This is a genomic window from Streptomyces sp. SID11385, from assembly GCF_010548245.1.
Lineage (GTDB): Bacteria > Actinomycetota > Actinomycetes > Streptomycetales > Streptomycetaceae > Streptomyces.
This window is the reverse complement of the sequence record NZ_JAAGLR010001151.1, coordinates 1-7,926: the sequence shown is the minus strand read 5'-3', so window position 1 is coordinate 7,926 and position 7,926 is coordinate 1. Positions and strand designations below refer to the sequence as shown.

At 70.7% G+C, this 7,926-nt stretch carries 8 protein-coding genes; 4 read left to right on the top strand and 4 right to left on the bottom strand.

The genetic code is table 11. The annotated features are described in order from the left end of the window. Together G3I42_RS35110 and G3I42_RS35105 are read left to right on the top strand one after the other, a co-directional pair. The coding region (locus tag G3I42_RS35110; RefSeq protein WP_164291701.1) for a rod shape-determining protein at nucleotides 1-755 on the top strand (755 nt) is incomplete at its 5' end. 34 nt (nucleotides 756-789) lie between these two features. Further along, on the top strand, nucleotides 790-1,065 hold the full coding sequence (locus G3I42_RS35105) for a hypothetical protein (protein ID WP_164291700.1): 276 nt from the start codon (nucleotides 790-792) through the stop codon (nucleotides 1,063-1,065). Nucleotides 1,066-1,216: 151 nt separating this feature from the next. Here G3I42_RS35105 and G3I42_RS35100 read toward each other — a convergent pair whose 3' ends face one another. The 4 genes from G3I42_RS35100 to G3I42_RS35085 all read right to left on the bottom strand — a co-directional run bounded on the left by G3I42_RS35100 (nucleotide 1,217) and on the right by G3I42_RS35085 (nucleotide 5,853). Then, entirely contained in the window at nucleotides 1,217-2,605 is a 1,389-nt protein-coding gene (locus G3I42_RS35100) for a GH1 family beta-glucosidase (protein WP_164291699.1), read from the bottom strand. Then, on the bottom strand, nucleotides 2,602-3,441 hold the full coding sequence (locus G3I42_RS35095) for a carbohydrate ABC transporter permease (protein ID WP_203607746.1): 840 nt from the start codon (nucleotides 3,439-3,441) through the stop codon (nucleotides 2,602-2,604). Before G3I42_RS35095 ends, G3I42_RS35100 begins: the two co-directional genes overlap by 4 nt. Nucleotides 3,442-3,529: 88 nt before the next feature. Further along, nucleotides 3,530-4,531: a sugar ABC transporter permease gene (locus tag G3I42_RS35090; RefSeq protein WP_164291697.1), complete on the bottom strand. Its 1,002-nt coding sequence runs from the start codon at nucleotides 4,529-4,531 to the stop codon at nucleotides 3,530-3,532. Between the two features lie 11 nt (nucleotides 4,532-4,542). Beyond that, entirely contained in the window at nucleotides 4,543-5,853 is a 1,311-nt protein-coding gene (locus tag G3I42_RS35085; RefSeq protein WP_164291696.1) for a sugar ABC transporter substrate-binding protein, read from the bottom strand. A 156-nt stretch (nucleotides 5,854-6,009) separates the two neighbouring features. Between G3I42_RS35085 and G3I42_RS35080 the strand changes: the two genes are divergently transcribed. Next, entirely contained in the window at nucleotides 6,010-7,320 is a 1,311-nt protein-coding gene (locus tag G3I42_RS35080; protein ID WP_203607745.1) for an ROK family transcriptional regulator, read from the top strand. Between the two features lie 471 nt (nucleotides 7,321-7,791). Beyond that, nucleotides 7,792-7,926: NmrA family NAD(P)-binding protein (locus tag G3I42_RS35075; protein WP_164291694.1), on the top strand; the 135-nt coding region annotated here is incomplete at its 3' end.

Sequence of the window (7,926 nt, the reverse complement as noted above, 5' to 3'; positions counted from 1 at the left end):
CCGCGCGGCTGCTCGGCTCGGCGCTGCGGGCGGCCTCGGGGAAGGCGCGGCGGCTGCGCGGGGCGCGGGCGGTGGTGTGCGTGCCGGATCACGCGACGTCGCTGGAGCGGCACGTGCTGCGGCAGGTGTGCAGGGACGCGGGCATCAACCAGGTGCGGTCGGTGCCGCACTCGGTCGCCGCGGCGGCGGGCGCGGGGGTGAGCGGGAGCCCGGCGGGAGCGCTGCTCGTGGACGTCGGGGAGCACCGCACATCGGCGTCGATGATCGCGCTCGGCACGGCGCTCGTGACGCGGACGGTCAAGCGGGGCGCGGGCAGTGTGGACACGTGGCTGATGCGGCACGCGCGCGAGGAGCACGCGCTGACGATCGGGGCGCAGGTCGCCGAGGAGGCGAAGCTCGCGGCGGCCCTTGAGACGGGCGCGCGGCTGCCGGTACGGGGCCAGGACCGGGACGAAGGGCTGCCGCGCGTCGGGGAGTTGACGGTGGCGGAGGTCCGCGCGGTGCTGCGCCCGGTGTACGAGGACGTGGCGCGGCTCGTCGCGGGGGTGCTCGACGCCTCTCCCCCGGAGCTGGTGGACGACGTCTTCGAGCGGGGTGTGCTGCTGCACGGGGGCGGGGCGCGGTTGTACGGCCTCGATGCGCATCTGCGGCAGGAGCTGGGGATGCCCGTGCATCTCGTGGAGTCGGGGGCCGAGACGGCGGTGGAGGGGGCGTGGCTGCTCGCCGCCGAGGGCCCTGTGCTCGAACTCGCGTGAGGGGACGGCCGATGGAGCGGAGAGGTGAGGGCGTATGACGGCTGCGGCGGGGCTGGCGCTGATGATCGTGGGGGCCGTACTGCGGTACGCGGTGACGTGGCGGTTCGCGTGGGTGGATCTGCCCGTGCTGGGGAACATCCTGCTCGTGGGCGGTTTCGCGGGGCTCGTGCTCGGTCTGGTGCTCGCGCGCAGCAGGCGGCGGCTGGCGCTCGCGGTGGAGCGGGCGCGGGATTCGGCGACGTGGTCGGCCTCGGGCAGTGACGCGTATCCGCCGGAGCCGTACTACCGGGACCAGTACCCGCCGCACTGAGCGGGCGGGGGGCGCTTCGCGGGTACGGCCGGTACGGGTGAAGCGCCCGGCCCCGGGGCGCTCGGGCCCCCGCCCGCAGGGCGCCCGGACGCGGGACGCCGCCGCACCCCTGCTCGGGTGCGGCGGCGTCGCGTGGGGTGCTGCGGGTGGGTCAGGCGGCGTGCCGGGCGCGGGCGCGGTGGCCCGCGACGAGTTCGGCGTAGCGGCGTCCGGAGGACTTCACCGTGCGTCCTTGCGTCTTGTAGTCGACGTGGACGAGGCCGAAGCGCTTGTCGTAGCCGTAGGCCCACTCGAAGTTGTCCATGAGGGACCAGGCGAAGTAGCCGGCGAGCGGGGCGCCCTTGCGGGCGGCGCGGGCGCAGGCGGCGAGGTGGTCCTCCAGGTACTGGATGCGCTCGGGGTCGTCGACGGAGCCGTCGGAGCCGACGACGTCGGGCCAGGCCGAGCCGTTCTCGGTGACGTAGATCTTCCGCGCCCCGTACTCCTCGGTGAGCCGGAGCAGCATGCGTTCGATGCCGTTCGCGTCGATCTCCCAGTCCATGCCGGTGCGCGGGACGTGCAGGCGGCGCACGGCGCGGGCGTAGGGCTGGGGGCCGCCGGGGTCGTCGGTGACCACGGACGGGAAGTAGTAGTTCAGGCCCAGCCAGTCCAGCGGCTGCGCGATCGTGTCGAGGTCGCCCGGCTGCTCGGGCAGGGCGACGCCGTAGACGTCGACCATGTCCTCGGGGAAGCCGCGGCCGTGCACGGGGTCGAGCCACCAGCGGTTGACGTGGCCGTCCATGCGGCGGGCCGCCGCGGCGTCGCCCTCGGAGCCGGTGGCGGGGTCGACGGGGTTGAGGTTGAAGACGATGCCGACCTCGGAGTCCGGCGCGGCGGCGCGGATCGCCTGGGTGGCGAGGCCGTGGCCGAGCAGGAGGTGGTACGAGGTGCGGACGGCGGCCTCGATGTCGGTGAGGCCGGGGGCCATGGTCCCTTCGAGGTGCCCGATCCAGGAGGAGCAGAGCGGTTCGTTGAGGGTGGCCCAGCGCTTGACGCGGTCGCCGAGGCGGTCGGCGACGACCTCGGCGTAGCGGGCGAAGTGCTCGGCGGTCTCGCGGTTCGGCCAGCCGCCCCGGTCCTGGAGGGCCTGCGGGAGGTCCCAGTGGTAGAGGGTGACGAAGGGTTCGATGCCCTCGGCGAGGAGGCCGTCGACGAGCTTGTCGTAGAAGTCGAGGCCCTTGGCGTTGACCGGTCCGTCGCCGCCGGGGACGACCCGGGGCCAGGCGACCGAGAAGCGGTAGGCGCCCGCGTTCAGCTCCTTGATGAGCCCGATGTCCTCGCGCCAGCGGTGGTAGTGGTCGCAGGCCACGTCGCCGGTGTCGCCGCCCGCGATCTTGCCGGGGGTGTGCGAGAAGGTGTCCCAGATCGAGGGGGCGCGGCCGTCCTCGTCGACGGCGCCCTCCACCTGGTACGCGGCGGTGGCCACGCCCCAGGTGAAGCCCTCGGGCAGGGCGGCGTAGTCGAGTCCTTCGCTCGCGGGGCTCCTCGCGTCGCGGGTCATTTGACGGCTCCCGCGGTGAGCCCGGTGACCAGGTACTTCTGGAGCAGCAGGAAGCCGGCCACGACGGGCACGCTGACGACGAGGGACGCGGCCATGACCTGGTTCCAGTAGACGTCGTTGAGCGTCGAGTAGTTCTGGAGGCCGATGGCGAGGGTGCGGGTCTCGTCGTTGGTGAGCACGGAGGCGAAGAGGACTTCGCCCCAGGCCGTCATGAAGGCGTACACGGCGACGGCGACGATGCCGGGGATCGCGGCGGGCACGACGACGCGGAAGAGCGCGCCGAGCGGACCGCAGCCGTCGACCATGGCGGCTTCGTCGAGTTCCTTGGGCACCGAGTCGAAGTAGCCGATGAGCATCCAGATCGCGAAGGGCAGCGAGAAGGTCAGATACGTGATGATCAGGCCGAGTCGCGAGCCGAAGAGCGGGATGCCGGTGGCGTTGCCGACGTTGACGAAGAGGATGAACAGCGGCAGCAGGAAGAGGATGCCGGGGAACATCTGGGTGGAGAGCACCGAGACGGTGAAGACGCGCTTGCCGCGGAAGTTGTAGCGGCTGACCGCGTAGGCGGCGAAGATCGCGATGATCACCGAGCAGATCGTGGCGGACCCGGCCACGATGAGCGAGTTGCTGAAGTAGTGCGCGAGCGGCACCGTCTTCCAGATGTCGATGTACGGCCGGATGGTGAGGCCGCTCGGTATCCAGCGGAACTGTCCGGTGACGTCCTTGAGGGGCTTCAGCGAGCTGGTGATCATGACGAAGATCGGCAGCGCGACGAAGATCGTCAGGATCGTCAGGAAGACGACGCGGACGGCCTGGAAGGAGCGCGGCGGCGCCATCGGCGAGCGCCCGGTGTGGAGCACCTGCGTGGTCTTGGCGACAGGGGGCTTGCCGGGAGGGCCGTCGGTCTTGGCGACGGGTGCGGCGCTAGACATCGGAGCCCTTCTTCCTCGACGTGAAGAACAGGTACAGCCCCGTGACCACGAGCAGGAACAGGAGCAGCAGGACGGACATCGCCGAGCCCGTGCCGAAGTTCCAGGTCACGAAGGAGGACTGGTAGATGTGGATGGAGATGAGGTCGGCGTTCTTCGGTGCCGAGTCCCCGAAGAGGAGGTACGGCGTGTTGAAGTCGTTGAACGTCCACAGGAACAGGACGAGCACGAGGACCTGGTTGACGGGGCGCAGCGAGGGCAGGGTGATCTTGCGGATCTGCTGCCAGGTGCCGGCGCCGTCGAGGGCCGCGGCCTCGTAGAGGTCCTTGGGGATGTTCTGGAGCGCGGCCATGACGATGAGGAAGGCGAAGGGCCAGGTCTTCCAGACCGCGACGACGACCAGGGAGATGAAGCTGTTGTTGCCGATGAGCCAGAAGGAGCGCTCGTCGGTGAGGTGGAGCTGGTCGTGCAGGACGTGGTTCACCATGCCGTTGTCGTGCTGGAGCATGAAGTTCCAGGTGATGACGGCGGCGTAGATGGGCAGCGCGTACGGGGTCAGGAAGAGCGCCCGCAGGAAGCCGCGGCCCTTGAAGTTGTCCTGGAGGAAGATCGCGGCGGCGACGCCGATCAGCCAGCAGAAGGCGACGGCGAGGACGCAGAAGGCACAGGTGACCCAGAAGGAGTGCAGCAGGGCTTCGCCGACCGGCTTGTCGAAGTCGACGGCGAGCTTGAAGTTGTCGAGGCCGGCCCAGGGGGCCTGGCCCCAGTTGCGGATGTAGAACTGGGTGAGCTCCTTGAAGGCCATGAAGATCCCGACGACCATGGGGATCATGTGGATCAGGAGCTCGAAGAGCAGGGCGGGGAGGAGCAGCAGGTACGGGAGTCCCACGCGGCGGACGCGGTCGGGAAGGATCGGCTTGCGCCGTTTCTTCCCGACCAGGCCGGGCCCCGCTGCGGGGCCCGGCGTCGCCTGCGCTTCAGGCAGGGTGTCGGTCATGGTTCAGTTGCTCACTTCGGCATCTGCTGCTCGGCCTTGGTCAGGGCGGCCTTCACGTCGGCGGTGGTGATCTCCTTCTTGCCCGCCGCGTCGGCCCACAGGTCCTTGATGGCGGTACCGACCGCCGTCTCGAACTGGGCCTCGTTGGGCACCTGCGGGAGCGCGGTGGCGCTCTTGAGCAGGGTCTCCTTGATGGTGCCGGCGCCGCCCTTGTTGAACGCGGGGTCCTCCTGCGCGTCCTTCACCGGCGGGACGGAGCCCCACGTCTTGTTGAGGAAGGTCGACTCGTCCTTGCTCGTCATGAACTTGACGAACTTGAGGGCGCCTTCCTTGTTCTTCGTGTTCTTGAAGACGGCCATGTTGATGCCGGCGACCATGGAGTTGGTCTGCTTGTCGGTGCCCGGGGTGCCGGACTGGACCGGGACGGGCGCGACGCCGTAGTCCTCGGCCTTCATGCCGTGGGCCTGGAAGGTGGTGTCGGCGGCCTGCCACAGGACCATGCCGACCTTGCCGCTGGCGAAGTCGTTGAGGCTCTGGTTCTGGTTGTACTCGGCGTTGCCGGGGGCGATGATCTTGTCCTTGCCCATCCAGTCCACGTACTGCTTGACGGCGGCGACCGCGCCGTCGGAGGTGAAGGTGGGCTTGCCGTCGGCGTCGAAGAAGTCGGCGCCCCTCTGCTTGCCGAGGACGAAGGCCTGGTGGATGTTGTTGGAGAGGTTGCTGCCCTCCAGCGCGGTGCCCCAGGTGTTGCCCTTGGTGAGCTTCTTGCCGTCCTCGACGAACTCGTCCCAGGTGACCGGGGGCTTGGCGATGCCGGCGTCGGCGAAGAGCTTCTTGTTGTAGTAAAGCGCGTAGGCCAGGGAGTACAGGGGCACGGCGGCCGGGGGCTTGCCCGCGGCGCCGGTGGAGCCCACGGCCGAGTCGACGAAGCGGTCGCGCCCGCCGATCGCCTTGAACGCGGCGTCGTCGAAGTCCATGAGGGCGCCGGTGGCCTGGAGCGAGGCCGACCAGGTGTTGCCTATGTTGAGGACGTCGGGGCCCTCACCGGAAGTGGTGGCGGTGAGGATGCGGTTGAGGAGGTCGGACCACGGGATGACCTCCAGCTTGACCTTGATACCGGTCTGCTTGGTGAACTTCGCGAGTTCCTTGGTCAGGACCTTCTTGTCCACCGCCACGCTCGCCCCCTGGTTGGAGGCCCAGTACGTGAGGGTCTTGGGCGAGGAGTTGTCACTCCCGCCGCCGCTCCCGCCGCCACAGGCGGAAGCGGTGAGCGCGAGGGTCGTGACGAGACTGGCAGCGGCAGCGGCTCGCAGTCTGCGCATGTCGGTATGCCCCTTTCCGGGGGGTGGCCAAGGAAGAGTGAAGGCGTTCAGTCCCTGAACGGCCTCACGACTTAATTTAGGACGTGAGTTAAAACCTGAGAGAAGGTCGCGTCAAGGGCTGTGGCGGGGGTATGTTGCGGTCCGGGAAGGGGCAAGATGGTGCAACGGCACAGACGAACCGTGCGTGACCTGCGAAGAGGCAACCGCGCCGCTGTTTTGCAACGGTTGTATTTCGACGGCCCGATGAGCCGTCAGGCACTACTCCCCGCCACCGGCTTGAGTTCGGGTTCCATCAGCAACGTCGTCACGGAGCTGACGGCGGACGGGCTGCTGGAGGAGGCGGGCGTCGTCGAGTCGGACGGCGGCCGGCCGCGCACTCTGCTGCGCGTCGCGCGCGGCGCCGGGTACCTCGTCGGGGTCGACATCGGCGAGACGAAGGTGCGCACCGAGCTGTTCGACCTGGCGATGTCCGAACTCTCGCGCACGGAGACGAGCCTGACGGGCGTCGGCTACGACGTCGACCTCATCGTGCGCGCCGTCGCCGAGGGGGTCGCGGCGGTGCTCGCCGAGGCGGAGGTCCCCGCGGACCAACTGCTCGGCGTGGGCGTCGGCGTGCCGGGGATCGTGGAGCGCCCCGAGGGCGAGGGCGCGCTCGTGTTCGGCCAGACGATCGGCTGGGACGGGGTCCCGCTGGAGACGCTGCTGCGCACCGCGACCGGGCTCCCGGCCGAGGTCGGCTTCTTCGTCAACAACGGTGCGAAGGCGCTGGGGCAGGCCGAGTTGTGGTTCGGCGGCGGCCGGGGCAGCGAGGACGTCGTCATCGTGCTCTTCGGCTCGGGTGTCGGCGCGTGCATAGTGACCCGGGGCGTGGTCCAGGGCGGGATGCACGGCAGCCCGAGCGAGTGGGGGCACCTGACGGTCAACGTCCGTGGCAGGCGCTGCCGTTGCGGGGCGCGGGGCTGCCTGGAGGCGTACGCGGGGGCGGAGGCGCTCCTGGAGCGCTGGCGCGAGGTGGGCGGCGCCCCGCCGGCGGGGGCCGGCGAGGAGGAGGGGGTCACGGCGCTGCTCGCGGCGGCGGACCCGGGCAGCGGGGGCGGAGCCGATCCCGTGGCCGTCGCGGTCCTGGAAGAGACTGCCGAGTACCTCGGTGCCGGACTCTCCGACCTCATCAACCTCTTCAGCCCCGAGCAGGTCCTGATCGGCGGCTGGGCGGGACTCCAACTGGGCCCGCACATCCTCCCGTCGGTGCGCCGCCACGCCGACAGCTTCGCGTTGCGGCGCCCGGCGGGGAAGGTCTCGATCGGGCTCGGACTGCTCGGCGCGGACGCGGTGACGGTCGGCGCGGCGACGCTCGTACTGGCCGACTTCTTCGCCAACGGCGGACGCAGGGACGCCCCGCTGCGGGAGGAGGACGTCGCCGAGGCGGGGACCGAACGGCGGGCGGCCCACGTGCTGGGCGGCAACTAGCGCGCGGACGTGCGGAGTCGGCCGGTACCGTCCGCCATGAGACGGGCCGCACGTCGAGCTGACGTCGGACGGGCACGGTCACCGGCCGCGCCCGGAGCCTGCCGGCGGCACGGGCGGGGAGAGCGTACGAGATCGCCGGGCGCGCGCCCGTCGCGCGCGGTCCCGGTCTGCCGCCTCCCCGCCCCCGTCCGTCACGCCTTCGGCCGCACGTTCCACCGTCCCGTGGCCCCATTCGGGTGTGCGGGGCGGGTGCGTCCCGTCCGTGGGCGGGGAATCGGCGGGGCCGGGATGCAGGGTGGTCGAGTCCGTCGAGCCGCCCCCGGTTCCTGGTGGTTCACGCGGTGCGGTGCACACGGTGAATCCCGGCGCCGGACGGTGCGGACGGGTCACGTGACTTGCGCCCAGGGACCGGGCGCGCCACGTTCGTACTGTTCCCTGTCCCTCCCCGGTCCGGAAAGGCGCGGTGCTTTCATGCGGATCACCGTCTTCGGTGCCTCCGGTCGCGCAGGCCGCGCCTTCCTGCACGCCGCCGCGCGCGCCGGTCACGAGTGCACCGCCGTCGTGCGCGACCCGGAGCGGCTGGCCGGGGCGCCGGCGGCGCGGGTC

Coding starts and splice junctions, on each gene's coding strand:
- G3I42_RS35105 (WP_164291700.1), top strand. CDS start 790: ATGACGGCTGCGGCGGGGCTGGCGCTGATGATCGTGGGGGCCGTACTG.
- G3I42_RS35100 (WP_164291699.1), bottom strand. CDS start 2,605: ATGACCCGCGACGCGAGGAGCCCCGCGAGCGAAGGACTCGACTACGCC.
- G3I42_RS35095 (WP_203607746.1), bottom strand. CDS start 3,441: ATGGCGCCGCCGCGCTCCTTCCAGGCCGTCCGCGTCGTCTTCCTGACG.
- G3I42_RS35090 (WP_164291697.1), bottom strand. CDS start 4,531: ATGACCGACACCCTGCCTGAAGCGCAGGCGACGCCGGGCCCCGCAGCG.
- G3I42_RS35085 (WP_164291696.1), bottom strand. CDS start 5,853: ATGCGCAGACTGCGAGCCGCTGCCGCTGCCAGTCTCGTCACGACCCTC.
- G3I42_RS35080 (WP_203607745.1), top strand. CDS start 6,010: ATGGTGCAACGGCACAGACGAACCGTGCGTGACCTGCGAAGAGGCAAC.